Below are 24,539 nucleotides of genomic sequence, written 5' to 3'. Positions count from 1 at the left end.
CGCTATCGCGCGATCAAGCGCTCGCGCCGTTCGTGGCCTCCCGCATCGCGCGGTATTCGCGGCGGACGATTTCCATGAGTTCGGGCACCGAGGTATTCGCGCTGCGTTGCTCGTAGGTCACGCGCCCGCGCTGCATCAGCATGATGCGATCGGCGATATCGAGCGTCTGCGCATAGTTATGCATGATCATGACGATCGAAAGAGCGCCCTTGTCCTTGAGCCGCAAGATCAAATCGATGATCAGGCTCGCCTCGCGCGCCCCCATCGCGGCAAGCGGTTCGTCGAGCAACAAGATCCTCGCATTGGAATTGACCGCGCGCGCCACGGCGATCGCCTGCCGCTGGCCGCCCGAGAGACGCTCGACGGGCATCGTCACCGAGGGCACGTGTACGCCGATGTCCTCTAGGCATTGCGCCGCGCGCTCGCGCATCGCGCGATGATTCAGAAAGCGGATCGGCCCGGGGTAGACGATCTCCCGGTTCAAGAACATGTTGTGATAGATGCTCAGCGAATTGGCCAGTGCCAAGTCCTGATAAACGCATTCGATGCCGAGCGAACGCGCATGATCCACGGAGCGCAGCAACGTATGCTCGCCGCGAATCGACAATTCGCCGCTCGTTTGCTGATGGAAACCGGTGAGAATTTTGATCAGCGTCGACTTGCCGGCGCCGTTGTCGCCGAGGATGCCGAGAATCTCGCCCTCCGCGAGTTGCAGCGAGACGCCGTCGAGCGCCGTCACCGCGCCGAAGCGTTTGACGATGTTGTGTGCTCGCAGCGCGAGCGGTGCCTCGTTCGCGGCCATCACGATCTCCCGCGCCGGCCGAGCCGCGCCACATGGATGTTGAAGATCATTGCGGCGAGAATCGCGGCGCCGAGGATGATGTTGAACGTAAAGGCATTGATGCCGATCAGTGTGAAGCCGTCGTTCAACATGCCGAGCACCGCCGCGCCGATCAGCCCGCCGACGATCGTACCCGAGCCCCCCGTCAGCGGCGTACCGCCGATGACGGCGGCGGCCACCGCCAAGAACATGATTTGATTGCCGCCCGCCTGCGGATCGATCGAGGTAATGCGAACGCCTTCGAGGATGCCCGTGAGACCGGCCAGCACAGCCGCCAAGATGAAGTTGCCGAGCTTCAAGCGGTTCACGTGGATGCCGGCCTCCGATGCGCCGAGCGGATTCGCGCCGCTGGCCACTGTATGCAGTCCCCAGCGCGTGTGCCTCAGCATGACGTGCATCAAGACCGCGATGACGACGGCCCAGCAAATTTCGCTGTAGCCCCAGCCGCCCATCACGGCCGTGAATACGGGCCCGCCCGGCGTCGAGACAGGCGTTCCATGCGAGATCGTCAGCGTAATCCCGTTGATGAGGAATAACGTCCCCAGTGTCGTGACGAACGAAGGCAAGCGCAAAAATACCGTCACCGCGCCGTTGACGAACCCGACGAGGCCCGCCGCCGCGAGACCTGCCGCGACGGCGAGCCACATCGGCGCGCCCGCATCTTGCGCGAACGCCATGATGAAAGGCGCGAACGCGAACACCATGCCCGCGGAGAGGTCGATTTCGCCGCCGATCATGAGCATGATCTCGCCGAACGCGATGATCGCCGCGGGCGCAACGAACTGCGACAAGTTTTGCAGGCTCGCGCTCGTCAGCAAGAAGTCGTGATTGGCAGTTTCGAAATACGCGCCCACCGCCACGGCCACGAGCAAGATGCGCAACTCGGCCGACCATGCGAACGCGCCGAGCCTCGCGCGCGGGCGCGAGGCGACGGGACTTGCTTGCGCGTGCTTCACGCTATCGCTCATGACTTGATGGCGCCCGAGCGCGGCACGATCTGCGCCTTCGTGCTCTTGCCTTCATAACGCGTCGAGGTGTTCAGGTAAGGATCGACACTCGACTTCGTCACGAACTTCAGCCCGGTATTGATGTTCGCCGGCCCGACCAAGCCGCCCGACGACAAGTAGATAAACGCTTCCATCGCCGTGTAGAACCCTTGCACGTAGGGCTGCTGATCGATCGTGAAATCGAGGAAACCTTCGTGAATCAATTGAATCGTGGTCGGCAGCAAATCGAATCCGCCGCCATGCACGCCCTTCTCCGTGAGCTTCGATTCCTTGATGACTTGCGCGACGCCTTGGGTGCTGCCCGCATCGACGGCGAACATGCCTTTCAAATCCTGGTGGCCCAGGTAAAACGCCTTGATCTTGGATAGTTCTTCGTTGACGGTGGCGCCCGTGGCGATCATCTGTGCGTCGATTTTCTTGCCGGACTTTTTGATCGCGTCCATCGCGCCGTCCAAACGCGGCTGAATATTGAGCTGGCCCGGTGTGGCAATGAACAGCGCGACGAGCCCGCTGTCGATCATGCTCACGATACGCTCGCCCATTTGATAACCGGACAGATAGAGGTCCTGACCGATATAGGCGAGTCTCGTATTGGTACTGCCGCGCGGTGCGTCGGCGTTGTAGGCGAATACGGGGATGCCCGCGTCCAGCGCCTTTTCGATCGGCTTGTCGAATGCTTTCGGATCGACGATGGGCACCGCGATGGCATCGGCTTTGGCGGCGATCGCCGCGTTCATCGCATTGACCATTTCGCCGACGTCGGCATTGGCCGACCCGGTCCACTGATAGTCCATGTTGAACATGCCGCACGCGTCTTGGATGCCGTATTGCGTCGGCACGAAAAACGGATTTGTCGTCACGTGATTGACGAAAACGATCTTCCAACGCTTGTGCGAGGGAAACGGCGCCTCGGCCGCCTGCGCGGGAGAGACCAGGCCGCCCATCATCGCCAATGCGGCGCCTAGCCCGGCACCTTGCAGCAATCCTCGCCGCGTTCGATTCTCCACCGTCTCGCCGGCCGGCTCTTGCGACATTTCCCGCGCATCGTCTCGCTCGCTCGTCATCACATCCTCCATCGTTTTCGTTGGTTGAATGCTCTTTGCGAAACGGCGCGCACCGTTGCCGGCTGGCGCCGGTCTTCGCCCCGGCGCGCCCCGCGCGCAAAAACGGCAAACCGCGCGGTGGCCAATGCATGAACGCAGCCATGCTAGCTCAGCGGGCAAGCGACCTTAATACATAGATACCCTTAAACTAGTCGGACTATTTAAGCGGACGGGCCGAGCGCTGATCGATCTCGCCAATGAATGAGAGCATTAGTAAAACTATAGACGCGCCCCGCTTGAACTCGCCGCCCCGGTCAGGCGGATTTGGCGCCATTGGGCGAAGCTCAGCGTAGCGGGCTCGAGTTCCGATCGATCCAGCGGCGTCACACTGTAAAAGGCACCTGGCCAATCGGGAATCGGATGAAACTCCGTGGTTCGGATTCGGGCGAGATCTGGGCGATATGCCTCCTCCGGCCAAAACAACGGCATGACTCGCCGCTCGGTCATCGCTTGGTGCAGCCACTGGGGGCCGCCGGCATCGGTGACGGTGTCGCACTGAAACGCCCACTCTTGCTCATCCCACGCGACGAAGACGCTAGCGTCGCCCTGTGCGTCGAACATCAGCACGGCGTTTTGGCCGGCTCGCCAGTAGTACTCGACGATGCCGTCCCGAGCCGCGAGTTCGTCGAGTAAACGCTTGACTCGGGGGTCGCGATAGGTGGTGCCGACGTTGTGCACGCTCACTTGCCCCCGTTGCTCGCAATAGCGCTTTTGCGCATCCGCCAAGAGGTTCGTCAGCTTTTGGGGCATCTCCGCGTCGGTCTTGCGCAGGTAAAAATCAATAAGGTTCGAGTTGAATGCGTCAACTGCCTCCCGGTTTCCCGCGACGCCCGTCAACAAGATCTTGGTGCAAGGAAGGTCGCGAATCGACGAAAGAAAGCGGATACCGTCCATTTCCGGCATCTCGTAATCGACTACAACGGCGGCGATCTCTTCGAACCGCTCGGCGTCGGGCAACCGGTCTTTTCCCAATGCGTTGCTTGGGCCTCGTTCGATCGCCAAGCAATCCGCGCCCGATAGCTCATCGCCATGTATGGCGCCGCTATATGACTCGATATAGTCAAGCGCGGCTTTGGGGTTTGTGAAAAAACGATTCACAGCCCGATCGCAAAAGATCCCGCGCAAACCGTTAAGGAAATCCTCGTTATCGTCGACAAAGAGAACCGACAGAGGATGGAAGAGCGGCTGCTTGACAAAGGAACTCATGTGGTAAGCCTCTAGCAAGATTTTTCCCTTTCGACCGCAGCTTCGCCAATGCTCGCACTGAGCATCAACAGGTCGCGGCAACGATTATTGCATAGACGCCGGCACGACGCTTCCTGGAGATCGATTTCCTCCAGGCCGTGGCCGCGCAAAATCAGCGGATAAATCTAGCCAGTAACAATCACGTATTCGCCAAAACCTGGGCGAATGCGCGCTACCGCTCGTAGCAACTGTTTCAAGGAATTTGTTATGTTACCCACACGCGATGCACTCGGCCCTCGGGAAATCCAGACGGCCCTTTTCACCGAAGGCGTGCTCGACCTGTCAAACTGCCAGACGTTCCATCATGTGATCGACATATACCTGAAGGACTCCAATGCGTTCGCCAACACGTACTTTGCCAGGTACTTCGAGTGGCAGGGCGTATGCCGCGAACGATGGTTTTTTGAGTGTATCGACAACAACCTGCTCGGTGCGGGCGGCACGTTCATCACTAAGCGGGCTCATCAAGAATACGTTCAGGAGACGTTTCCTTTCCAGAGAGTCGACTGCTATCTGAACACATTCAAAGTCAGGCAGTGTTCGGCCTATCTGCTGTTTCGCTTCTACGTCGACGGCCGCGCCGTTTCCGTCGGCTACCAGCAAATTTTGTTTGCCGGGCACGATAAGCGGATACGGCGCTTCCCCGCCGACATCATCGAGCGCGTCAAGCAATACGAGGTAACTTTGCAAGACACGGCAAGCTAACCCGCTTGCTTTAACCTAAGCCGTATCTCGGCGGGGGCAGATCGTGCTTCGCACGGACTGCCCCCGAAGCCGGTTCCGGCAATCGCAAGGTAAATGTCGTACGCGCGCCGAGCACGGAATCGCACGAGATGCTGCCACCCAACGCGTCGCAGACACGACGGCAAAACGTTAGCCCCACACCGGCTCCGCGCCCGTATGCTTTCGTGGAGAAAAAGGGGTCGAAAATCTGAGGCAACACCTCTGGTGCAATTCCCGGTCCCGTATCGCTAAAGCGCAGCACGCAAAATCCGCTTGCACGGTACGCCTCGATCTCGATATTTCCTTTGCCGACGGACGCAATCGCTTGCAGCGCGTTCTTCAGCAGATTGATCAACACGAAGATCAACAGGGAATCCGAGCCCCAAAAAATAATATCGGGCTCGATGGACGCCACCACCACTAATTCTCGTTCTCCTGAACGGAAGGGGAAGCGATGCAGCGCGGATTGAATGCACCCACTGACCGAATGCGCGCCGAAGCTGCGCTTATCCAACCGGCCCAGGGTAAGCGACGCCATCGACATTTCGATTACAGTGCTGGTGCTGTCCACTTGACGCCTGATAGCCGAGGCGAGAGCAGGCACTCGGTCGGGCTCGGCCGCCATGGACAACCTATCGGCGCATAAGCCGTAGCTGACCGCAAGCTTGTAGCCGCGTAGGAGTTCGGGTAACACGCGGTATAGCTCGTCGGCATGTAAGCCAATCGTGGCAAGCGGCGACGCCACTTCATGCGCGACCGTCGCAAGCATTAGCCGGGGACCCATTAGACCGTAGCGCACGATCGAAACGGCCAGGATTCCAAGGCTGACGGCCACAAAAACGGCGCCGAACGGATAAAAATCAAAGCCGTAATTGACCGCATAATCGCTGGCGGCGATCGAGTACAAGCCCAGGCTCGTCAAGCATAAATTAAGTAGCCTGCGGGAACTGGAAGCCCCCGCATGTCGCTTCGCGCGCAAAATCAGCCAACCACTTCGCCCGGCCAGGAGAACCGTCTGCACCACATGAATAGGGTGTAGAAGACCAGCCCTCGGATAATATCCAAACGAGTGGACGGAAAATCCATCGACGACCTCCCGACCCACCACCAAAATAATTGCGAGCACCGCAGAAAGTCCGTACGAACTCACCAAAAACTTCCGCTCACTTCGCGCCGAGACTACTTCCACGAGAAAGTGATAAAACGTGGTGGGCAAAAATAAAATGGCGAAATACCCTATCTTGACCAGTAAGTTTCCAACGCTCGGGTTTGTCGTTTGAAAAAGAAATGCCCAAGTTCCCTGCCACACGAAGGTCGTCGCACACATGGCGACGAACGGCGTAGACACCCTTGTCCCGCCCACGGCAACCAACACATAGACACCGAACCCAAAAAACAGCGCCGATACAAACGCGGGCAATAAGGAGTACATGGCAAGCTGGCCTCGCAACTACTTCGGGATTCATGCGATTCGCATCGACCCGCAGCGAGCGAGCCGCCACCTAACACGGCTCCATCTAGCCCTCAGTGGCACCTCGACGGGCATCGCTCCGAATTCAGGTAAGAGCGCCTACTTCGCCGCCTGCGTGTCGTCTAAGCGAAAGCGGGTATCATAACGCATCTGAAAGCCCGCCCCGCTGATTTAACGAACAGCATGACCGGTTTCCCATTCGCCCAGACCGGTCGGTATTTTTCGGCGGTCATCTATCGAATAATAAAAATCAATGGATAGCGCGACAATCTATACGAATGCCGCGCTATCACTCAAATACCTACAGACGATCAATGTTTCACTCCCGCTTTTCCGCGAGAAAGGCGAGCCAAGCATTCGCCGCTACGCCGAGGCATGCGCCCCAGCCGCGCTTTTACGCGCCGTCAGCATGATGTAACCGAGATTCTCGCTCATATACTGGAAGAGCTTGATCCAGCGTGCAATAAACACTTCTCCCGCATCGGCGTCAATCGCCCGCACCTCCCGCCGATGCACTTCAAATGCTTCTTTGAGCTTCGGCACAATCCACGGCATCACGTTTTCGGTGATATCGGTCATCTCCACCAACTCCATCCCTGCGTCGTGCAACAGCGCGGGCCAAGCCTCCTTCGTCACGTAGTTGCATTTGAAGCGTTCGCGGCTGTACTCCTTGAACTGCTCGGACGTATGGTCGAGGAGCGGCAAATCCGTCAACAGCAAAAGCGCACCCGGCTTCAATACCCGGCTCGCCTCGCGCAACGCCCGCTCGTGTCCCATGTGAAAAATCGACTCGAAGAACCACCCGCCGCCATAGCTTCGATCCTCGAACGGCAACTCCAACGCGCTGCCGTGCACGAACCTCACCTTGTCTTGCAAGCCGTCCGCTTGCGCAAGACGGCTAGCTTCGAGTTGCTGCACCTTGCTGATCGTAATCCCGTTGAGGTCGCATCCTTTTTCTTTCGCGAGCAACATTCCCGAGCGGCCGAAGCCGCAACCGAGGTCGATAAACTTCTTGCCCGGGCCGATCTCGGCTTTCTCGATCATCATCTGTGCGAGCCGCTCCGCCGCGGCGGCAAAGCTCGCATCGGCATGAGCGGCATCCCAATAGCCCCAATGCATGTGGCCACCGAATAGAATCGGCCCGACCTGACCATCGAGCGAATCGTAAACCTCGGCTGCCCTCGCTTCAGCTTCCATATGCTCCTCTCCTATCGACTTGTGAGTCATCGCGGCGCCCGGCTTGCATCGATCCGCCGTTCATAACGACATATCGTTGCCGCCGTGAGCGTCATGCCGCGCGCGCTTCGAGTCTCGAATGAATCAAATCCGCCAGCTCGCCTACGTTGCTGGGCCCGAACAGCTCGACGCGCGCGATGGTGAGCGACAGCGATTCCAGCACGAGCATGGCGATCTCCGCGCGATCCAGCGAATTGGCGCCGAGATCGCGCAAGCGATCGCTGTCCTTGAATACGTGGTCTTTTAGATCGGGTAGTACCTCTCGCGCACGGTCGGCAATGAGTTGAAACACATCCTCTCGCGTCATGAAAACACCTCTCTTTGTTGGATTGCACCTATCGATAATGCCTACTCGCGACAATCAATGGTCGAATAAATTCTTGATACGGTCTTGCACCTCCGGATGACGAAAGGTCTGCTCGTGCATGACGAGTTCGCGTTCGGCGACGCCGGGCAGTGCCTCGCGCAATCGCGCCGTCATATGCGCCTTCAAGGTCACGAGCGAATGACGCGGCTTGGCCGATAGCTGCCTCGCGGTTTCGATCGCGTGTTCGATCACTCGCGCCCGCGGCACTACCGGAAAACCGATGCCTCTCGCGCTCAACTCCTCGCCGCGGTAGCTCGCCGTCGTCATCAAGAGCTCCTGCGCGAGCGGCAGTCCGAATTTCTCCTGTATGACGAGCGTCGAGCCGAATCCCGGCGTGAATCCGTACTTCATAAAGTTCGCGGTATAGACGCACTCGCGCCCCAGCACGGCGAAATCGGAAAACAGTCCGAAGGCGAGCCCCCCGCCGACCGCGTGCCCTTGCATGGCCGATATGACCGGGATATCGCATATCAGCGGCAGGTTATAGATGGGAAAATCGGTGAATCGGCCCTGCCCCTTCGACAGCTTGAGCAGCATCTCTTGCGTGCCGCCGGTACAGAAATAACTGTCGTATCCCGTGATGATCACCGCCTTGTATGCGGTATTTCCGGTCACGGCTCGGAACGCGGCCATGAGCCCCGAGAGCAGCGCATCGGAAAACGCGTTCTTATGAACGCGATCTTCCATCGTGATTTGCACGATGCCGGGCTCGATCTCCATCGCATGCACGACGCCGCTCATATCAAACGCGCTCCCACGGAAAGGCCCCGGTTTCGACATAACGCACGATTCCGGCGAGGTTCTCCGGATCCGAGAACACTTGCCGGTTCGCCGCGAGCGCCTTGGCCCGGTCATCCTCGATCGACCCGCCGAGTGCCGCGAAAAACCGCTTATAGCGCGCGATGCCCGTGCGCGACACCCGCCTGAGCCGCAGCAGATGCGTGCGCAACAGCGAAACGCTATCGGCCTCGTATGCATCGACGAGTCCCCATGCCGCAGCCTGCGCCACGCCGACCGGCTGCGTCGTCAACGTCATGTAATGCAACCGTTGAAAGCCTATGCGCCGAACCAGAAACGGCACCACGCAGGCCGGCATCAAACCGAACAACAACTCCGACAGGCTAAAGAGCGCGGTTTCGTCCGCGATCACGATATCGCTCCCCGCGACGAACCCTACGCCGCCCGCGGTCGCCTTCCCGCGCACATGCGAGACGACGATGAACGGGCCCGTCACAAGGCGCGTCCATAAGTCGTAGAGCCTCTCGGGATCGAGCGCGACGCTGCGCTCGCGCGACGCGATGCGGGCAGCGGCCGCATCCGTGCCCGTATCCGCCAGACTCGCCTCGCGCAGTGCCGCGAAGTCGGCTCCGAAACAAAACACATCGGCTAGTCCCTCCAGCACCAGTACTGTGACCGATTCGTCCAGCCGATTCAGCACTTCGCTCAATTCGACGACCATAGTTCGTCGATCGCATTGTTGGCCTCGGGACGATGCAATTGCACGTAGCACACCGTGTCGTGATGCCTTACCTTCAGCGTTCGATAAACGACGTCGTTCAACCCATCCTCCGCTCAATCCGATCAGAAATGAATTCGATAGGCGCCAGCGGCGGGGGGACGATTGCCGCATCCGGCGCTTCGCCTAAAACACGGCCATATCCCGCGCGCAGAGAGCGAACGGTCGCGTTCATCAGCGCGAGCGCGATCGTATGCACGTGGCGCTGCGTCCAAGGCTCGAGCGGCGTGCCCTTGACCCATTGATTGAACGCACCGAGCGCCGGGCCTGTATGCACTTGATAGTTGGCCTGATCCCCAGTCGAGCCGCTGAACGCGATCCGGCTCGAATAGGCGAAATACCACCGAAACACGCGCGCCATCCGCACCTTCGCGCTCGCGCGCGCCGCGGCGATCGCTTTCGTACGCCCGCCCGCCTCCAGGTAGCGGAGCACCTCTTCCCAGATCCAATCGATGCTGCGCTTGAAATAGGTCTATTCGAGTTGGGTGCGCACGGAAGTCATTCCATACGTCCACTTGCGCCTAGCCGCGTTGAGCGGTGCGTCGTGGGCCGATCTGTCAATAGTTGAGGTAGCACTTCCCGATTCCGTGCGGCAACGCGCATTTCCACGCTCTCGTTTTTACCGCCCCTCAATCCATAATTTCAAAAATAACCTACCAAAAACGGTTGACTTTGGAACCGGTATTCAAAAAACCTTTTTCAAGCACCTATGATTGGTCTCGGCATCGAATTCGGATGCCGACTCGGCGCATTCATCTTTAAGTCAACGCAACGCTTTAAGGAGGGCATGGAAATGAAGAAAGAAGGTTGTGCATTCGTCATGCGACCAGCTTTGAATTTTCTATCGCTGGTTTTACTCGCATCGTCGCCATTCATGGCCGATTCCGCTTCCGCACAGACATCCTGCGCCGCGGCCTGGAGCGCCACGCAGGTCTACACGCAAGGCAATGTCGCCTCCACGGGCGGGGAAAACTATCAGGCCAATTGGTGGACGCAAAACCAGAATCCCGCCACGAACAACGGCCCCGCCGGAAGCGGCCAACCGTGGACGGCAACCGGCGCCTGCTCGGGTGGCTCGGGTGGGTCAGGCGGCTCGGGTGGGTCAGGCGGCTCGGGTGGTTCGGGCGGTTCCGGTGGGTCGGGCGGCACCGGTACTGCCGCCGGATTCATCTATAGCCCGTACAAGGATGCAACCATCTCACTCAATTGGAATACGAACGTCATCTCGACGAACGTCACCGGGCAGATCAGCCCGGTGCTATCCGTGCTCCCGTCGAGCGTTCATACGATGACGCTGGCTTTCGCCACCGGCGAATGCGGTAGCGAAAACTGGGGCGGCCTGAGCGGCGCGGCCCTCGCCTCCGCGAACGTGCCTTTGTTTACGGCTGCGAACGTCAACTACATCGTTTCCACCGGCGGTGCGGCGGGATCGTTTACCTGCGGTACGGACGCGGGGATGACGACGTTCATCAACCGCTATGCCTCGAAGAACCTCGTCGGCATCGACTTCGATATCGAAGCCGGGCAAACGCAACAGGTGATCAACGATCTCGTGCAACGCGTGGCCGTGGCCCAGCGCAGCTACCCCAACCTGCGCTTTAGCTTCACCCTCGCGACGCTCGCCCCCTCGCAAGCCGGTTCGTCGACGGCCGTCTCCTTGGGTGCGAACGCGCAAGACAGCTTCAATGTCTACGGTGACTGGGTCATGCAGGCGATCCGAACATACGGGCTCCAGAATTACACGATCGATCTGATGACGATGGATTACGGCTCGGCGGGTCCGGGCAATTGCGTCGTCGCGAACGGCACTTGCGAGATGGGCCAATCGGCGATTCAAGCCGCGATGAACCTACACGACCATTGGGGCGTGCCGTATAGCCAGATCGAGGTGACGCCGATGATCGGCGGCAACGACACGGCGGGCGAAACGTTCACGCCCGCCGATGCCGATGCCGTCTCGGCGTTCGTTAAGCAGTATGGACTCGCGGGCCTGCATTTCTGGTCGTTCGATCGCGACGTCGATTGCGCGCCCGGCTCCGCCTCGCCGACCTGTAACTCGATCGGCGGCGTCGGCACGCTGGGTTATACGAATCGATTCGCGAGCGATCTCGGCACGAGCGGTACGGTGCTGCTGAAGACGAAGGCCAAAGTCAAATCGAGCCGGTAACGCGGCATCGTTAGCGGCCAGGCTCGCTCGATAAGGCCATCGCGGCGCGCGGCGCGAAGTATGCTCCGCGCGCCGCGGCTTCGGCTCTACATGTTCACGATGCCCAATTGCTGCAGCAACGTCAGGTTGTCCTCGATATGCCAGTTATCGGCGATCTTGCCGTCGCGGATACGGTAGATATCCGTCGCAATGAAATCGATCGGCTGGCCTGCGCCGTGCACGCCGTTGAAGGTACCCGTAAAGTGCCCGGTAAAGCGCAGATGGGCGATCACGCGATCGCCGGCCACGATCATCTGCTCCACATCGCAGCGCACGTCGGGCACCGCGGCATGGAACGTTTTGGATGCCGCGAGCGGGCCTTCGATTCCTTGCACGCGCCCTCGCGGCAGCGTCCTATCGATGAAATCGGGCGCGAGGGCGGCACGCGCCATTTCGGGTTCCCCCGTGGTCCAAAACGTATCGTACCGGCGAGCGGCCAAGATCTGCCGCTGCGCTTGCGCGGCCGGCAAGCGCTTATCGACGATCAATTCCTTGGGTTGCACGAGCTCTTGTGCCCCGGCCGTGAGAGGCGCCAACCATGCGAATGCCCCGGCGATCGCAACCAGGCGCAATGTCCGCGTCGCGCCGTTGCGAGTGGATGGGTGCAGTACGTTTGCCATAAATGAAATTCGCAGCGAATGAAGGGATGGGCTGCATTGTGGACAGGCCCCGTCGCTTCGATAAGAGGGCCCCCGCTTGAATGAATTTCAATGCGGACAGAAAGATGCCGGCCCACTCGCCTGCGACGCTCAGCGTAAAAACGGCAACAACGCTTGCGCCGCATCGCCAAATCGCTGCTCGAGAAAGTCGAGCAGCGCGCGTACCCGCGGCGCCATGTACTGCGTGCGCTGAAACAGCGCGTGCACCGGCGCGTCGGGACAACGCCATTCGGGCGCGACGATCCTCAATGTGCCCGCATGCAGATCGTCGCCAACGTCCCAGAGCGACTTCATCACCGCGCCTCGTCCTTCGACGGCCCACTCGCGCGCGATCGCGCCGTCGTTGGTCAGCCGCGCTCGCTCGACCGGCGCCGTAAAGCCCACCGTTTCGCCGTCGCGCGCGAACTGCCATTGATTGGCGATCCCGGAGGCCGACGTCAGCAGCACGAAATCCCAATCGCGCAAATCGTCAGGGTGCGTGGGCATGCCGCGCGCATCGATATACGCGGGCTATGCGCATAACACTCGGCGATTGTCGGCGAGCCGTTTGGCAATCATCGAACTATCGGTCGGCACGCCGAAACGAATGGCGAGATCGATGTCGTCTTGCAGCAAGTGAGAAAGCGAATCGGACAACACCAGCGTGAAGTGCACTTGCGGATGCAATTGGTTGAACTCGTCGAGCCAATGTCTGAGCACCGAGCGCCCGAAATCCGATGTGGCCGATACGCGCAACGCGCCGCTGACGGACGCGCGCCCGAGTTGCAGCGCGGCGCGCGCGTCGTCCAAGGTCTGCAGCGCATGCTGACAATGGGCCAAATACATGCGGCCTTCGTCGGTCAGCCTGAGCATCCGCGTCGATCGTTCGAAGAGTTGCGTACGCAGTTGGCTCTCGAGCTTGACGAGTCGCGCGCTCGCCGCCGCGGGCGACAGCCCGAGCTTGCGGCCCGCCGCCGAAAGGCTGCCTTGGAGCGCGGCTTCCACGAAGAGCCTAATGTCGCCGAGATTGTCCATGGTTCAAAAGCGCAAGGGAAAGCGCGATCGCCTTAGCGCCGCGAAAGCCCGAGAATTTAGCATGCGTCGAGGCTTGCGGGCCACTCGCGATATGCGATTTGCACTGCATGAGACGGTATGCTACCGTGTACTCCCCCCCAGTATCTTAACGCCGAATAAGCAGACCATGCCGCATACCGCCGAAGAGAAAAAACGCGTCCTAGCCCGCGTGCGCCGCGTGCGGGGGCAGATCGATGCGCTCGAGCGCGCACTCGAGGAAGGCGCGGACTGCGGCCCGATTCTTCAGCAGATTGCCGCCGTGCGCGGCGCGATCAACGGGTTGATGGCGGGGGTCCTCGAGAGCCACCTTCGAGAAGAGTTTTCGCATGTCGCGCAAGCGAACGGCGCGCAGCAAGGATCGATCGACGATGTGCTCTCCCTCGTGCGCTCCTACCTTCGGTAATTGTTCGTCCAGCGGCCGTCGCACCGGTTGGCTGACTTTTCCCTTCTTTCGCCCCAAGGACTGACATGAAATCACGTGCCGCCGTTGCATTCGGGCCCGGCAAACCCCTCGAGATCGTGGAGATCGACGTCGAACCGCCTCGCAAGGGCGAGGTGCTCGTAAAGATCACGCACACCGGCGTATGCCACACCGACGCGTTCACGCTCTCGGGCGACGACCCCGAGGGGCTCTTCCCGGCCGTGCTCGGCCACGAAGGCGCCGGCATCGTGGTGCAAGTCGGCGAAGGCGTGACGAGCGTCAAGCCCGGCGACCACGTCATCCCGCTCTATACCGCCGAGTGCGGCGAGTGCTTGTTCTGCAAGAGCGGCAAAACAAACCTTTGCGTGGCCGTGCGCGCCACGCAGGGCAAGGGCGTGATGCCCGACGGCACCACCCGCTTCAGCTATAACGGCCAGCCGGTCTATCACTACATGGGCTGCTCGACGTTCAGCGAATACACCGTCGTCGCGGAAGTGTCGCTGGCGAAGATCCACCCGGACGCGAACCCCGAGCAGGTCTGCTTGCTCGGCTGCGGCGTGACCACGGGCCTGGGCGCCGTGAAGAACACCGCCAAGGTCCAGGAAGGCGATACGGTGGCGGTGTTCGGCTTGGGCGGCATCGGTCTGGCCGTCATTCAGGGCGCCAAACTCGCGAAGGCAGGCCGCATCATCGCCATCGATACGAACCCGGGCAAGTTCGAGCTGGCCCGCGTTTTCGGCGCAACCGATTGCGTCAACCCCAAGGACCACGAAAAGCCGATTCAGCAAGTCATCGTGGAGATGACGGGCTGGGGCGTGGACCATAGCTTCGAGTGCATCGGCAACGTGAACGTCATGCGTGCCGCGCTGGAGTGCGCGCACCGGGGCTGGGGTCAGTCGGTGATTATCGGCGTGGCGGGCGCCGGGCAAGAGATTTCCACCCGTCCGTTCCAGCTCGTGACGGGGCGCCGCTGGCTGGGCACCGCCTTCGGCGGCGTCAAGGGCCGCTCGCAATTGCCGGGCATGGTGGAAGACGCGATGGCAGGCAAGATCCAATTGGCGCCGTTCGTCACCCACACGAAGACGCTCTCCGAGATCAACGAGGCGTTCGACCTCATGCATGAAGGCAAGTCGATCCGCACCGTCGTCCACTATTGACCGCGGCGCGCATGGCACGGGCGCCGCGCTAATTGCTTCGGTTCTCGAGCAATTCGAGCACGGTGTCCGTGTAATTGCGCAACGCCGTATAGTGCATGACCGACTGGTTGCCGCCATCGGCCTGCGCGATCGCCTCTTGCATCGCGTGCCGCAACGATGCGGCGATCGCTTCACGCTGCGGGAGCGTCAGGTGCGCCAACGCCGCATCGAGAAAGCGACTCAATACCGTCGTACGCGCGCCGAGGTGCGACACCGCATCGGCATAGGCTCGAAGCGAGCGCAATAGCGCCGGCCGCGCCTCGCTCGGCAGATCGATGTCGCCCGCCCGATCGCCGGGCGCGATCACGAACCCTCCGCCATCGGAGATCGGCGCAGCGCAATGGGCGTTCGTCATCGATCAGAGCCTCAGTGGTCGAGGCCGCATTCGGACGCGTCGGCCGGTGAATCGAACTCGCCGGGCGCGGCCCGATCGAGTACGCAAGCCCAATATCGCATCCGCGCTAGCTCAGCATCGTCCGGCGCGTGCCGCAGGGCGTCGGCCACGATATTGCGTTCGTAGGCATGCCGCGCCGCCTCGGGCCAGTCCTCGGCATCGCGCAGCGCGTCGCGACGCAGCGCGACGAGCGTCGCGGCAGCCTCCGGATGAAGACGCGCGAATCGGCGCTCCACTTCGCGGTCCGCCCGCGCCCGCCGCATGGCTTGCTTGGCGATTTCGAACACCACGTCGAACGCGCTGTCATAGTCGTCCTCGTCCAGCTTCGATGCCTCGAAGCGCGTCGTCACGCCCAATTGCGCGTCGCTCGCGCCCTCGCGCGCCAGTTTTATCGCGCGGCTGAGCGGTTTGACGTGTTGCGCCGTCAAGCGCGCCAGCGCGATATCGAGCCCTCGCGCATAGTCGATCAAATCGGCCCGGGACATTTCCTCGACCGTCGCGGTACCGTCATCGCCATGGCGATCGTTCGACGAAGGCGCCGGCCGCTCGAGACGCTGTACTCGGTTGGTGAAGCTTCGGTATGACGTGCCCATTTTCAAAGTGAATTCACCTGTTTTCGAGTCGTTAAGCAAAACAAACGACATCGTTGCCGATCGGACAACGCGGCAGATCGATTGCTCGGATACTGAGTCGACGGCGCGATTTCATCGAACGTAAAAATCGCCCTTTCCTACGCCGCACGAACGTGCGCGCAGCGGCAAACGCGGCGCGGCCGCCGCGCTTGCCCTTCAATCCATGATCAGCGCAACTCGGCTTGCGGCGCGGGGCGCCACGCGATAGCGGCGACCAAGCTCAACGCGGCAGTGACGATCACATAAACGGCCGGTGCCAGGTTGTTATGCGTTGCCGCGATCGCCCAAGTGATGATCGTGGCGGAAAAACCGCCGAACGTAATCACCGCCAAGTTATACGCGATACAAATACCCGTCGATTGAATGCGCGCCGGGAACAATTCGCTGATCGCAGCCAGTACCGGCCCCTCGTAACACGCAATCACGAGACCGAATACGAACTGAAACAACATGAGCGATCCAAGGCCGGGGTGCCGGTTGATATAGGCAAACAGCGGATACGCCAACACGATGGCGGCGATCGTTGCCCCCACCAAGAACGGCTTGCGCCCGAAACGGTCCGACAGGTGCCCGATAAACGGCGTCACGACCAGCACGAGGCTCGCCCCGACGAGCACGGCGATGAATCCGGCGGACGACTCGAGCTTCAACGCCTTGACCGCGTACGTCGGGATGTAAAACAGAAGCACGTACGAGCAAACGGTCCAGAAGATCACGAGACCGAACCCGCGCAGGATCGGAGAAAACCCGTTACGCACGATATCGATGAGCGGCGCCGACTCGGCCGCGCCCCGTTCGAGGCGATCGGATTCGACCAGGTTGCTGCGGATATACATGCCGACCGGGCCCAGCATCAAGCCGACGAGGAACGGAATACGCCAGCCCCACGATTCGATCTGCGCCGCCGACAAATAATTCAAGATCCACGTGCCGAGCGCGGCGCTCAAAATGATGGCGAAGCCGATACTCGCCTGGATCCAGCTCGTGTAGTAACCGCGTTGCGCCCCCGGCACGCGGTCCATCAGGTAAGCGGTCGCACCGCCCATCTCCCCGCCCGCCGAAAATCCTTGCAGAAGCCGGGCCAAGACGATAACCGCGGGGGCGACCAAGCCGGCCTGCTGGTAGGTCGGCGCGAAGCTGATCAGCGCCGTCCCCATCGTCATCAGCAAGATGGTGATCGTGAGCGCGGCCTTACGGCCCGCCTTGTCGGCCAACGCGCCCAGAACGAGGCCGCCCACCGGACGCATCAAGAAACCCACGCCGACGGTCGATACCGACAGCAAGAGCGAAATGTTGCGATCCCCGACCGGGAAGAAGAGCTTCGCGATGATGATCGCGAAGAAGCTATAGGAAATGAAATCGAACCATTCGAAGCCATTTCCGATAATCACTGCCAGTACGGCTCGCCGCCGTGCACCCTCGTCGCTCGACGCGGCGTTATCCAAATACAGTGATGCGTTTTGCATAGAAACCCTTCTTTAATATTGTCACTAGCTCTCTCAGGAATCTGCAGTTGCAGATGCTATGGCATTCGGGTTAGATCTGACTCGGAAATATTTTCGGTCTGCTCCGACAAAAAGGAATGGTTGTGAAAGCGCGTTCGAATCGCATGACTATTTGTTTTCAAGGATCCAATTTTTGAATGCGCGTACGGCGGCGGTATCCCGGCGCTCGGCCGGCCACAGCAGGTGATAGGCGCCGCCATACGTCGCGGTTGCCTCGGACGCGCGGACTAATTGCCCCGATGCCACATGAGGAGTGATCATCTTATCCCAGCCTAAAATGATCCCTTGCCCGCGTAAAGCCAGGTTTAGCAACAACGGATAACTGTTGCAGGTAATCGTTTTCTTCGGCCGCGTCGATTTGGCGCCCGTCAGCTTGAGCCAGTTGTGCCAGCCCATCCATTGACGTTGCTGCTCGTCTGCGACGAGCAACGTTTGTTCGAGCAACTCGTCGGGTTGCAGCAGCGCGCCGCCCAGGAACGACGGCGTGCAGTAGGCGCCGACTTCCTCCTCGATGATGCGCGTACCCGCGAGGCCCGGCGGAATTACGTCCCGCACGTAGTAGATTCCGACGTCGAATTCGGAAGTATTCAAATGCACCAAGCCGTCGCGGACCAAGATGCGGACGGTGATGTCGGGGTGCGCTTGGCTAAACGACGTGACCCTTTGAATGAGAAACATATTGGCCGTCCCGGATGCCGACGCGATGGTCAACTCCTGCGGCCCGGGGTCTTTCATGAGTTTGGCCGTGAATTCGGAGCAATCGACGAGCATTTCGTGGACGAATTGCGCGTATTGCTGCCCGGCCATCGTCAGCCGCAAAGAGTGACCGTCCCGGATGAACAGCGCCACACCGAGGAAGTTCTCTAATTTCATGACCGCTTTGCTGACGGCGCCCTGCGTGACATTGAGTTCGTCGCCCGCGCGGGTGAAGTTGCCCAGTCTCGCCGCGGCATCGAACGAAACGAGACATTGAAGCGGAGGGAGAGGATTGATTCTCATCTGACCGTGCCCTAGTCGCGTAGCCGCACCGCATGGCTGCGGAGCCGGACAAGCGCCGCCACGATCAGACGGATGGCGGCGCGTGCACCCTGCTACCCAATATTCATTTTTGGCAAAAATATGCGGATCATTACCTACCATCCCCCGATCCGTGACCTGTCAACTTTGGCAGGTCTTATTCGTGCAAGCGCCGGCGCCGGCTTTCACCTGAAGCGTGACCCTCGGCGCGGCTCGCCAATTGCTCCGGCACGCAATGTATCGCATACCTAAATCGTATGCCAGTGCCGCCGCTCGATTCGCGCCTTGGCAATCGGGGATTCATTTCATCGATACCCACCGCCCGCTGGCGTCGAGATACGCATAAGGGAGAAATCGCCCGCCCTTGACGGTCACGGCCATGAAAACCGGTTTGATGCGATCGCCCTTTTCGTCGAAGGCGATCTCGCCCGTTGCGCCGTCGTGCCGCCTGAGCGCATGCAATGCCGCCGAGATGTCCTCGGGCTTGGTGGATCTCGCCTGTTCGATGGCGCGAGCGATGACGTGAACCGCATCGTATTCGTAGATCGAGTACGGCCCCGGCGCATGCCCGTATGCCGACTGGTAAGCCTGCCGATAGTGCCGCGCGCCCGGGCCGTTCATGAATTGCGGCAATGGCGAGGTCGTCACGATCATGCCCTCGACCGCTTCGCCGCCGTTCGCGATCAACGACGGATCGGCCGTTCCATTGCCGAGAAAGTGTTTGATCGTCGAGTTCGGCGCGCGCAGATTCTTAGCGAGCACCGCCGCCTCGGTGTAGTAGCCGGTGAAGTAGACCACATCGGGGTGGGAATCGGCCGCGGCCTTTGCCACCTCTGCGTAATCCTTTTGCCCCGGCGTCAGCGCACTGTCGTAGACCACCTTGACGCCGTCGCGCTGCAACGCGCCGACCGTGCTCGCCGCGAGCCCTTGCGAATAAGTGCTCCCGTCGTTGAGAACCGCGGCTCGCGTCGCGTGCAGCAAATGCTTCATGAGCGCCGCGGCATATGCGCCCTGTACATCCGTTCTACCGATCGTGCGAAAGACATCCTGCCAGCCGTGCTCAGTCAGCGCGGGATGCGTCGAGGCGTCCAGTACGTAAGGAATCTTCGTCGTGTGCAAGATGCGCAACTCGGGTAACGCGGCGCTCGAGCAATAGCCGCCCGCAACCGCCACGACGCCCGCCGCGACGAGTTCAGTCGCGGCATTCGCGGCTTGGTCCGGATTGCAGGCGTCGTCGCGCTGCACGAGCTGGACTTTTTTGCCGAGTACACCGCCGGCCCCATTGATCTCATCGAGCGCGAGCTTGGCGCCGTTCACGATATCGGCACCCGAGCTTTGGTAGCTGCCCGACAACGGCGCCAGCACACCGATCGACACGTGCTCTTGAGAACCGGCCTGCCCGGACGATAAGCCCAACGCCAGTACGATCGTCACGGCGATCGGGCGGGATGCGTATGCCATGGCCATACCTCCGTATCGAATGGCATTTATACCGGAGCCAGGCCGATCGTGCACGCCTACACTGCCTTCTCTCAATCAGCCAGGAGCGAATATGCGCGCCGAAGACGTTCTTCCCGATTCAACCAATCACGTCACGATCGATGGCCGATTGCTGCGCAAGGGCACGGTGGCGGCCTTCCTCGCCAATGCGCGAGTGTGGCTCGACGACGGCGCAGCCGCGGCCCAGCACACGCAAGCCGAAATCGACATGGCGGAGGCACTGCCCGCGTTGCGCGCCCTCGGGTTATTCGAACTCATGGAGGTACGCGACGCGAAGCTGCGCGCCTGGCTCCTGGGTCGATGAAATCCATTTACAGGGGGTAAGGGGTTCATTTACGCTAGCGCCTTCACTTATTTAGACAATCCGAGTCCCGCCATGCGCCTCGTCTGGCTTTGCCTTCTGCTGTGCGTCACCACTGCCGTACATGGGGAGCAACTCCGGGCGGATCTTCACGAATCGGTTGCGACCATCGACGTGACGGTCAAGGACTTCTACGGGCGCGAGCAAACCGGCAAAGTCGCGATCACACAATTCGCCCCGGACGGCGATGGCCCCTTTCCCATCCTGATTCTGAATCATGGGCGAGCCGTGTCGGATCGCGGCACACCGCCGCGATTCCGCTACACCCAGCAAGTCGCGTATTTCTTGAAACGGGGATTTGCGGTGTTCGAGCCCACGCGCATCGGCTACGGTCAATTGGGCACTGAGTTCGATCCCGAATACAGCGGCACCTGTCGTCAAAAAGACTACGCACCCATGATCGATGCGGCCCGCCTCGAAGAGTCCGCCGTGCTGGACTACGCAAGACGGCAGCCGCACGTCGATCCGCACCGGATCGTCATCGTCGGTCAATCGGTCGGCGGGTTCGTGACGACCGCCGTGGCGGCCGACAACCCCGACGGCGTAGTGGCGGCGATCAACTTTGCAGGAGGGTCGGGAGGCGACCCGGCCGAGCATCCGGGCGTACCGTGCCAAAGCGAACGGCTCGAGGCCATGTATGCCCGGTTCGGCAAGACGGCGCGCGTGCCGATGCTATGGATCTACACACAGAATGACCGCTTCTTCGCGCCGCAATACACCAGCGCCTGGCACGGCGCGTTCGTGAAGGCGGGCGGCAACGCCGATTACCGCTTGCTTGCTCCGTTTGGCGATAATGGACACATGCTGTTCGCGCGCGGCACCGACGTTTGGGAGCCCGTTGTTTCCGAATTTCTCGATCGCCAAGGCTTTCCGGCAACGCGATAGCCTCGCCTGACCGTGCGTTTTCGCTCGCGCCGCGCTGCGGCCGGCCACCGTCTTGCCATCGCGGCCGGTATCATGGCGCTATTCGGATGAACGAGAATTTGGCGCGGGAGAGTTGTGTCATGCATGCCGGTGAGCGCTTCAACAGCATTACCCATCTAGTCGGCGCGGTGTTGTCGGTCGCGGGGCTTTGCGCACTCGTATCGATCGCCGCGCTTCACGGCGATGCCTACAAGATCGTCAGCCTCAGCGTGTACGGCGCCATGCTTTGCACGCTGTATGCCATCTCGACGCTCTATCACAGCGTGCGCAGTCCGAAGCTCAAAGCCGTGCTGCAGAAATGCGATCACGCGGCAATCTATTTGCTGATTGCGGGCAGCTATACCCCTTTCACGCTCGTGACGCTGCGGGGGCCGTGGGGATGGTCGCTGTTCGGCGTCAGTTGGGGGCTTGCGGCATTCGGTATCGCGCAGGAACTCACGCTCGGCCGCCGTACCCGTATCGTTTCGATGACGCTGTACGTCCTCATGGGCTGGCTTGCACTCGTCGCCATTCGTCCGCTGGTCCATTCGCTGCCCGCGGCGGGAACGGCCTGGCTCCTCGCGGGCGGCATCATCTATAGCGTCGGCATCTACTTCTTCATCAACGACGAGCGCATTCGCCATGGTCACGGCATCTGGCACCTGTTCGTGCTCGGCGGCAGCGTGTGTCAGTTCGTCAGCGTGGCGCGGTATGTGGCCTGAACAACAGGCTCATAACGGATTGGCCGCCCCCGCCTGCGACAGCAGCGCCACCGCCGCCGGATCGGGCATTCCATTCGCGTCGATCGCCCCGGCGTTCGCGAGCGTCGCGAGATCGGCATCTTCGGCGGAGAGCCCGACCGTGAACGGCGTCGTCAAGAACGCGGCGGTCGTCAGCTTAACCGCGTAGCGTTGCTGCAAGTTTGCGACGACGGCGCCTTGCGCGGCCGATACGGCACTTTGGCTTTCCAACACTTGCTGATAGTGCCCGTTGCTCGGCAAGTTCCTGATGAGATGGGCCGTATCGGTGCCCAATTGCGCGGCCAGATACACGAGCATCAACTCCGTTTCGGGCGTCGTGTTGAACGTGCCGCCGGCAAATGCCAGCGAATGCAGCGTGGTGCCGCCCAGGTTTGCCGTGAGCACGCACGGCAGCGCGGCGGCAAAGGTCAGGCTGTAATTGCCGTTGCCGTCGGAGATCGTCGCCCCGGATCCCTCGGCGCAGTCGGCGCGGACCGCCGCGCTGGCCAAGGCGGGGCCGCCCACGGCTGCCGTGCCGGACAACGCGATCGTTTGCACGCCGTTATCGCTGAAACATCCGTCGAAACCGGCGCAAAAACTTCCATGGCAAGAAGAAAGAAAAAGCGTTGCGAGCGAGGCGGCGCAGAAAGCGCCTCCGATCGGGCGAACGAGACGTTTGCGATATGCGTTCATGGCGGCTGCCGTCGATAGAAAGAAACCGATGACCGATTGCGCCGGAGCATTGGCGCGACGTGCCCTTATTCTAGAAGGTGCGCACGCAAATGGCCCGAAACACGCGGCGCCGTCACCGCGCGATCAATCGACGATATTACGAACCCAGTCGGCAAAGCTCTCGTTTTCGAACTCGTAGACATCGCGCGGACTCTTCGCCACGACGGTTTTGTCCGCGAGGCGTCCTATGGCTTTTTGAACATGAGTGGCCTGCAAGTCTTCGATGCCGACGCGCTTGCGAATCTTGACGAGCGTCGCCTTGGCGAACGGCTTCATCGACGGATCGTCGGCGAACATCCGCACGAGCACGCGTTCGGTTGCGTCGAGCGAATTCCAAGTCCCCTCGTGATTCTCGGTACGCGCGAGCTTCTCTTGTTGCATCGCAATGGCGTCGGCGAACGTGAGCGTTGGACTCATCATCAAGGCGAGCACCGTTTCCATCAGCGGCTCGGGACGCCTTCCAAACACATCGAATGCCTCGCGCGCGAGCCGCGTATCGAGCTTGCGCTTGGTCGATTCCTTGAACCGGCGTGCGATGTAGTCGACGAAATCGTCGCCGAGCAACGGGAAGTCTTGCACCACGCTGGCGGCCGAATAGAGCGGCGCATTCGCGTTCGTGAAGACATGCCCGAGTTTCGTACGCGAGGAGCCGGTAAAGAGCATGCGAAGCCTGCGCTGATGCTTGGTCAACGTCGTACGCAGCGCGCGCGCCATTTCCTCGCCCTCTTTGCTGCGGCCCAGCGCTTGCGCTTCGTCTATCAGAAACAGAACCGGCCGGCGCTTCGTCAGTTCGGCAACGAGCGCGTCGAGCAAAAGCGCGGCGTCCGCGATTTCCCATTTCCGGTCGTCCCCCAGCTCGATCTGCCCCTCGAGCTTCGTACCGGCGAACTCGGCCTTGGCTTTCAGCGCCTTGACCGGTACTTGCAGGCGAGCGACGATCTTCTCCAGCAGCGAACGAGGCTCGAGCGCCTCTTCGAGCGCGCGGATAAGCGCCGCCCCAGGCGTTTGCCGTGTCTGCCAAAGATCGCCGTAGACCACCGTATATCCCTCGGCCTGCGCGAGCGGTTTCAGATCGCGCAAGAGAAACGCCGTCTTCCCGGTGCGCCGCGGCGCGAAGATCGTCGTCGACGTGACCAGTCCGGCATTGAGCGTCGCCAGATAGGCTCTGGCCAACTCCGGCCGCGGGAAGTGCCACAACTCGGTCAGTTCCATCGAACTATCCAAAATTATCGATCGATTGGATAATTATACCTATCCGGTATAATTCCGGATAATCAATGACGAAATCGGATTTGGTTACATCTCTTACCGGGCCAGAACGAACGAGGCGCATCGATGTTGCCGCGCCTCGGTATACTCCGCGCCATTACTCACAACAGGCACGATGGTTGAAATGCTGAAGAAGAACGTTCGCACCACCCTCTTAGCAGCTTTGCTGGCGTTGGCCGGATCGGTTTCGGGACCGGCTTTCGCAAGCGACTTGAACAACGCGCTCGGGGGCGCGCTCGGCGGTGCGGCAGGCGCTGCCCTGGGCGGCGCGGTCGGGGGCAGTACCGGCTCCATTATCGGCGGCGCCGTAGGCGGCGGCGCCGGGGGCGCCGTGACATCGAATCGCCGCGAGCGCACCGGCGCAATCGTCGGCGGCGCACTGGGCGGCGGCGCGGGGGCGGCGGCCGGCAATGCGATGGGCGGCCCGGCGGGCGGCATCATC

At 61.0% G+C, this 24,539-nt stretch carries 24 protein-coding genes and 3 pseudogenes; 8 read left to right on the top strand and 19 right to left on the bottom strand.

The window, feature by feature from the left end; genetic code table 11:
- Positions 1–13: 13 nt before the first annotated feature.
- The 4 genes from DXT59_RS15345 to DXT59_RS15330 all read right to left on the bottom strand — a co-directional run bounded on the left by DXT59_RS15345 (position 14) and on the right by DXT59_RS15330 (position 4,157).
- Positions 14–802, bottom strand: coding sequence for an ATP-binding cassette domain-containing protein (locus tag DXT59_RS15345; RefSeq protein WP_116137741.1), 789 nt, complete (start codon positions 800–802; stop codon positions 14–16).
- Positions 802–1,809, bottom strand: a complete 1,008-nt coding sequence (locus DXT59_RS15340) for an ABC transporter permease (protein ID WP_116137740.1) — start codon at positions 1,807–1,809, stop codon at positions 802–804. Before DXT59_RS15340 ends, DXT59_RS15345 begins: the two co-directional genes overlap by 1 nt.
- Positions 1,806–2,912, bottom strand: coding sequence for a sugar ABC transporter substrate-binding protein (locus DXT59_RS15335; protein WP_205417434.1), 1,107 nt, complete (start codon positions 2,910–2,912; stop codon positions 1,806–1,808). Before DXT59_RS15335 ends, DXT59_RS15340 begins: the two co-directional genes overlap by 4 nt.
- Positions 2,913–3,170: 258 nt before the next feature.
- Complete coding sequence (locus DXT59_RS15330) at positions 3,171–4,157, bottom strand: response regulator (protein WP_116137739.1); 987 nt, start codon at positions 4,155–4,157, stop codon at positions 3,171–3,173.
- Between the two features lie 246 nt (positions 4,158–4,403).
- On the opposite strand from DXT59_RS15330, the gene DXT59_RS15325 reads away from it, so the two are divergent.
- Positions 4,404–4,901, top strand: a complete 498-nt coding sequence (locus DXT59_RS15325; protein WP_116137786.1) for an acyl-CoA thioesterase — start codon at positions 4,404–4,406, stop codon at positions 4,899–4,901.
- A gap of 10 nt (positions 4,902–4,911) precedes the next feature.
- Here DXT59_RS15325 and DXT59_RS15320 read toward each other — a convergent pair whose 3' ends face one another.
- The 6 genes and pseudogenes from DXT59_RS15320 to DXT59_RS15295 form a co-directional block, all read right to left on the bottom strand.
- Positions 4,912–6,351, bottom strand: a complete 1,440-nt coding sequence (locus DXT59_RS15320; RefSeq protein ID WP_116137738.1) for a sensor histidine kinase — start codon at positions 6,349–6,351, stop codon at positions 4,912–4,914.
- A 402-nt stretch (positions 6,352–6,753) separates the two neighbouring features.
- A complete protein-coding gene (locus DXT59_RS15315; RefSeq protein ID WP_116137737.1) occupies positions 6,754–7,587 on the bottom strand; it encodes a methyltransferase domain-containing protein in 834 nt (277 codons plus the stop codon).
- 91 nt (positions 7,588–7,678) lie between these two features.
- Complete coding sequence (locus DXT59_RS15310) at positions 7,679–7,933, bottom strand: acyl carrier protein (RefSeq protein WP_116137736.1); 255 nt, start codon at positions 7,931–7,933, stop codon at positions 7,679–7,681.
- A gap of 54 nt (positions 7,934–7,987) precedes the next feature.
- The gene (locus DXT59_RS15305; protein WP_116137735.1) at positions 7,988–8,734 is read right to left on the bottom strand and encodes a polyketide synthase; all 747 of its coding nucleotides are present in this window, start codon (positions 8,732–8,734) and stop codon (positions 7,988–7,990) included.
- 1 nt (position 8,735) lies between these two features.
- Positions 8,736–9,553: pseudogene (locus DXT59_RS15300) on the bottom strand (enoyl-CoA hydratase/isomerase).
- A pseudogene (locus tag DXT59_RS15295) lies at positions 9,550–9,969 on the bottom strand (hypothetical protein); the annotation flags it as partial. The pseudogenes DXT59_RS15300 and DXT59_RS15295, both read right to left, overlap by 4 nt.
- Positions 9,970–10,383: 414 nt before the next feature.
- Here DXT59_RS15295 and DXT59_RS15290 point away from each other — a divergent pair.
- Complete coding sequence (locus tag DXT59_RS15290; protein ID WP_240324526.1) at positions 10,384–11,676, top strand: glycosyl hydrolase; 1,293 nt, start codon at positions 10,384–10,386, stop codon at positions 11,674–11,676.
- 86 nt (positions 11,677–11,762) lie between these two features.
- Here DXT59_RS15290 and DXT59_RS15285 read toward each other — a convergent pair whose 3' ends face one another.
- Both DXT59_RS15285 and DXT59_RS15280 read right to left on the bottom strand, forming a co-directional pair.
- Positions 11,763–12,335, bottom strand: a complete 573-nt coding sequence (locus tag DXT59_RS15285) for an ester cyclase (protein WP_116137732.1) — start codon at positions 12,333–12,335, stop codon at positions 11,763–11,765.
- Positions 12,336–12,464: 129 nt separating this feature from the next.
- Positions 12,465–13,388: pseudogene (locus DXT59_RS15280) on the bottom strand (LysR family transcriptional regulator).
- A 166-nt stretch (positions 13,389–13,554) separates the two neighbouring features.
- On the opposite strand from DXT59_RS15280, the gene frmR reads away from it, so the two are divergent.
- Positions 13,555–13,830 carry a formaldehyde-responsive transcriptional repressor FrmR gene (frmR, locus tag DXT59_RS15275; RefSeq protein ID WP_116137731.1) on the top strand — a complete coding sequence of 92 codons (276 nt, stop codon included), beginning with the start codon at positions 13,555–13,557 and terminating at the stop codon, positions 13,828–13,830.
- 65 nt (positions 13,831–13,895) lie between these two features.
- Positions 13,896–15,005 carry an S-(hydroxymethyl)glutathione dehydrogenase/class III alcohol dehydrogenase gene (locus DXT59_RS15270; protein ID WP_116137730.1) on the top strand — a complete coding sequence of 370 codons (1,110 nt, stop codon included), beginning with the start codon at positions 13,896–13,898 and terminating at the stop codon, positions 15,003–15,005.
- A 28-nt stretch (positions 15,006–15,033) separates the two neighbouring features.
- Here DXT59_RS15270 and DXT59_RS15265 read toward each other — a convergent pair whose 3' ends face one another.
- The 5 genes from DXT59_RS15265 to DXT59_RS15245 form a co-directional block, all read right to left on the bottom strand.
- On the bottom strand, positions 15,034–15,399 hold the full coding sequence (locus tag DXT59_RS15265; RefSeq protein ID WP_116137729.1) for a hypothetical protein: 366 nt from the start codon (positions 15,397–15,399) through the stop codon (positions 15,034–15,036).
- Positions 15,400–15,410: 11 nt separating this feature from the next.
- On the bottom strand, positions 15,411–16,082 hold the full coding sequence (locus DXT59_RS15260) for a hypothetical protein (RefSeq protein WP_116137728.1): 672 nt from the start codon (positions 16,080–16,082) through the stop codon (positions 15,411–15,413).
- 155 nt (positions 16,083–16,237) lie between these two features.
- Positions 16,238–17,536 (bottom strand): MFS transporter, encoded by a 1,299-nt coding sequence (locus tag DXT59_RS15255; RefSeq protein WP_116137727.1) that lies wholly within the window; start codon positions 17,534–17,536, stop codon positions 16,238–16,240.
- A gap of 147 nt (positions 17,537–17,683) precedes the next feature.
- Positions 17,684–18,574 (bottom strand): LysR substrate-binding domain-containing protein, encoded by an 891-nt coding sequence (locus tag DXT59_RS15250; protein ID WP_116137726.1) that lies wholly within the window; start codon positions 18,572–18,574, stop codon positions 17,684–17,686.
- A 318-nt stretch (positions 18,575–18,892) separates the two neighbouring features.
- A complete protein-coding gene (locus DXT59_RS15245; protein ID WP_162878096.1) occupies positions 18,893–20,053 on the bottom strand; it encodes a branched-chain amino acid ABC transporter substrate-binding protein in 1,161 nt (386 codons plus the stop codon).
- Positions 20,054–20,144: 91 nt separating this feature from the next.
- Between DXT59_RS15245 and DXT59_RS15240 the strand changes: the two genes are divergently transcribed.
- From DXT59_RS15240 to trhA, 3 genes are all read left to right on the top strand, one after another.
- On the top strand, positions 20,145–20,396 hold the full coding sequence (locus DXT59_RS15240; RefSeq protein ID WP_116137724.1) for a hypothetical protein: 252 nt from the start codon (positions 20,145–20,147) through the stop codon (positions 20,394–20,396).
- A gap of 72 nt (positions 20,397–20,468) precedes the next feature.
- On the top strand, positions 20,469–21,338 hold the full coding sequence (locus DXT59_RS15235) for an alpha/beta hydrolase family protein (RefSeq protein ID WP_116137723.1): 870 nt from the start codon (positions 20,469–20,471) through the stop codon (positions 21,336–21,338).
- 119 nt (positions 21,339–21,457) lie between these two features.
- On the top strand, positions 21,458–22,078 hold the full coding sequence (gene trhA, locus DXT59_RS15230; RefSeq protein ID WP_116137784.1) for a PAQR family membrane homeostasis protein TrhA: 621 nt from the start codon (positions 21,458–21,460) through the stop codon (positions 22,076–22,078).
- A gap of 9 nt (positions 22,079–22,087) precedes the next feature.
- On the opposite strand, the gene DXT59_RS15225 is transcribed toward trhA, so the two are convergent.
- Both DXT59_RS15225 and DXT59_RS15220 read right to left on the bottom strand, forming a co-directional pair.
- Positions 22,088–22,789 carry a hypothetical protein gene (locus DXT59_RS15225; protein ID WP_116137722.1) on the bottom strand — a complete coding sequence of 234 codons (702 nt, stop codon included), beginning with the start codon at positions 22,787–22,789 and terminating at the stop codon, positions 22,088–22,090.
- A gap of 123 nt (positions 22,790–22,912) precedes the next feature.
- Complete coding sequence (locus DXT59_RS15220) at positions 22,913–24,040, bottom strand: AAA family ATPase (protein ID WP_116137721.1); 1,128 nt, start codon at positions 24,038–24,040, stop codon at positions 22,913–22,915.
- A gap of 181 nt (positions 24,041–24,221) precedes the next feature.
- Here DXT59_RS15220 and DXT59_RS15215 point away from each other — a divergent pair.
- On the top strand, positions 24,222–24,539 hold a 318-nt coding region (locus tag DXT59_RS15215; RefSeq protein WP_116137783.1), incomplete at its 3' end, for a hypothetical protein.

It is taken from the genome of Trinickia diaoshuihuensis (assembly GCF_003390925.1).
Taxonomy (GTDB): domain Bacteria; phylum Pseudomonadota; class Gammaproteobacteria; order Burkholderiales; family Burkholderiaceae; genus Trinickia; species Trinickia diaoshuihuensis.
The sequence above is the reverse complement of the archived record's forward strand: the minus strand, read 5'-3'. Positions and strand labels throughout refer to the sequence as shown.

Bases quoted from the DNA above. Each gene is read 5' to 3' on its own strand.
- DXT59_RS15255 (WP_116137727.1), bottom strand. From the start codon at position 17,536: ATGCAAAACGCATCACTGTATTTGGATAACGCCGCGTCGAGCGACGAG.
- DXT59_RS15225 (WP_116137722.1), bottom strand. From the start codon at position 22,789: ATGAACGCATATCGCAAACGTCTCGTTCGCCCGATCGGAGGCGCTTTC.
- trhA (WP_116137784.1), top strand. From the start codon at position 21,458: ATGCATGCCGGTGAGCGCTTCAACAGCATTACCCATCTAGTCGGCGCG.
- DXT59_RS15305 (WP_116137735.1), bottom strand. From the start codon at position 8,734: ATGAGCGGCGTCGTGCATGCGATGGAGATCGAGCCCGGCATCGTGCAA.
- DXT59_RS15310 (WP_116137736.1), bottom strand. From the start codon at position 7,933: ATGACGCGAGAGGATGTGTTTCAACTCATTGCCGACCGTGCGCGAGAG.
- DXT59_RS15315 (WP_116137737.1), bottom strand. From the start codon at position 7,587: ATGGAAGCTGAAGCGAGGGCAGCCGAGGTTTACGATTCGCTCGATGGT.
- DXT59_RS15340 (WP_116137740.1), bottom strand. From the start codon at position 1,809: ATGAGCGATAGCGTGAAGCACGCGCAAGCAAGTCCCGTCGCCTCGCGC.
- DXT59_RS15320 (WP_116137738.1), bottom strand. From the start codon at position 6,351: ATGTACTCCTTATTGCCCGCGTTTGTATCGGCGCTGTTTTTTGGGTTC.
- DXT59_RS15220 (WP_116137721.1), bottom strand. From the start codon at position 24,040: ATGGAACTGACCGAGTTGTGGCACTTCCCGCGGCCGGAGTTGGCCAGA.
- DXT59_RS15285 (WP_116137732.1), bottom strand. From the start codon at position 12,335: ATGGCAAACGTACTGCACCCATCCACTCGCAACGGCGCGACGCGGACA.
- DXT59_RS15330 (WP_116137739.1), bottom strand. From the start codon at position 4,157: ATGAGTTCCTTTGTCAAGCAGCCGCTCTTCCATCCTCTGTCGGTTCTC.
- DXT59_RS15265 (WP_116137729.1), bottom strand. From the start codon at position 15,399: ATGACGAACGCCCATTGCGCTGCGCCGATCTCCGATGGCGGAGGGTTC.
- DXT59_RS15235 (WP_116137723.1), top strand. From the start codon at position 20,469: ATGCGCCTCGTCTGGCTTTGCCTTCTGCTGTGCGTCACCACTGCCGTA.
- DXT59_RS15245 (WP_162878096.1), bottom strand. From the start codon at position 20,053: ATGGCATACGCATCCCGCCCGATCGCCGTGACGATCGTACTGGCGTTG.
- frmR (WP_116137731.1), top strand. From the start codon at position 13,555: ATGCCGCATACCGCCGAAGAGAAAAAACGCGTCCTAGCCCGCGTGCGC.
- DXT59_RS15250 (WP_116137726.1), bottom strand. From the start codon at position 18,574: ATGAGAATCAATCCTCTCCCTCCGCTTCAATGTCTCGTTTCGTTCGAT.
- DXT59_RS15335 (WP_205417434.1), bottom strand. From the start codon at position 2,912: ATGACGAGCGAGCGAGACGATGCGCGGGAAATGTCGCAAGAGCCGGCC.
- DXT59_RS15290 (WP_240324526.1), top strand. From the start codon at position 10,384: ATGGCCGATTCCGCTTCCGCACAGACATCCTGCGCCGCGGCCTGGAGC.
- DXT59_RS15270 (WP_116137730.1), top strand. From the start codon at position 13,896: ATGAAATCACGTGCCGCCGTTGCATTCGGGCCCGGCAAACCCCTCGAG.
- DXT59_RS15240 (WP_116137724.1), top strand. From the start codon at position 20,145: ATGCGCGCCGAAGACGTTCTTCCCGATTCAACCAATCACGTCACGATC.
- DXT59_RS15325 (WP_116137786.1), top strand. From the start codon at position 4,404: ATGTTACCCACACGCGATGCACTCGGCCCTCGGGAAATCCAGACGGCC.
- DXT59_RS15345 (WP_116137741.1), bottom strand. From the start codon at position 802: ATGGCCGCGAACGAGGCACCGCTCGCGCTGCGAGCACACAACATCGTC.
- DXT59_RS15260 (WP_116137728.1), bottom strand. From the start codon at position 16,082: ATGTCGTTTGTTTTGCTTAACGACTCGAAAACAGGTGAATTCACTTTG.